This is a genomic window from Streptomyces tricolor (genome assembly GCF_002155905.1).
Taxonomy (GTDB): Bacteria; Actinomycetota; Actinomycetes; order Streptomycetales; family Streptomycetaceae; genus Streptomyces; species Streptomyces tricolor.
The window spans coordinates 1-997 of record NZ_MUMF01000821.1 but is presented as its reverse complement, the minus strand read 5'-3'; the positions used below and the strand labels follow the sequence as shown (position 1 = coordinate 997).

The following is a 997-nucleotide window of genomic DNA, read 5'->3' as shown; positions in this document are numbered from 1 at the left end:
GCCCGGCTGCCGCAGCGGCGCGAACAGGCCGAGGTCGACGCCCAGCCGCCCGGCGACCTCGTACGACCAGTCGCGGGTCCGGGGATCGATCAGCTGGGTGGTGGAGGCGTTGGTCAGCTCGGTGCCCTGTTCGCCGGTGAGCCAGTACGTCAGCAGGTCCGGGACGAGCAGCGCCCGCCGCGCACGGGCGAACTGGGCGGTCGAGCGGGCGGCGGTGAGCTGGTAGAGGGTGTTGAACGGCGCGTACTGGATGCCGGTGGCCGCGTACAGCTCCGCCGCCNNGTCGGCGTCCAGCAGGCCGTAGTCGACGGCCCAGCCGTCGACGCCCACGGAATCCACCCGGCCCGCCGCCCGCAGCCCGTCCAGGACCCCGCCGTACAGCGCGAGCACGTCCCAGCGCAGCCCCTCCGGCACCCGCACCGGCCGGTTGGGGAACCGGTGCGCCTCGCTCAGCTGCACCGAGTCCGGGCCCACCCGGCCCACGATCACCCGCCCGCTGGAGGCACCGAGGTCGACCGCGGCGTACGACTTCACCCCGGCGCTCATCGCAGGAACGCGGCCGCCACACCCGCGTCGACGGGCACGTGCAGCCCGGTGGTGTGGGTGAGGTCCCCGCCGGTCAGCGCGAACACCGCGTTCGCGACGTGCTCGGGCAGCACCTCCCGCTTGAGGATCGTGCGCTGCGCGTAGAACTCGCCCAGCTTCTCCTCCGGCACCCCGTACACCGCGGCCCGCTGCGCCCCCCAGCCGCCCGCGAAGATCCCGGACCCGCGCACCACCCCGTCCGGGTTGACGCCGTTGACCCGGATCCCGTGCTCGCCCAACTCGACGGCCAGCAGCCGCACTTGATGGGCCTGGTCGGCCTTGGTCGCGGAGTAGGCGATGTTGTCCGGCCCGGCGAAGACAGCGTTCTTCGACGCGATGTACACGATGTCGCCGCCCAGCCCCTGCGCGATCATCACCCGGGCCGCCTCACGCGAGACGAGGAAGGAGCCGC

General features: G+C 73.6%; 2 protein-coding genes. Both read right to left on the bottom strand.

Going from position 1 to position 997, the window contains the following annotated elements:
- A partial coding sequence (locus CCN44_RS40125; protein WP_244204048.1) for an FGGY family carbohydrate kinase occupies positions 1 to 546 on the bottom strand: 546 nt, incomplete at its 3' end.
- Positions 543 to 997 (bottom strand): SDR family oxidoreductase (locus tag CCN44_RS40120; RefSeq protein WP_143650394.1); only part of this gene is annotated, 455 nt, incomplete at its 5' end. The genes CCN44_RS40125 and CCN44_RS40120, both read right to left, overlap by 4 nt.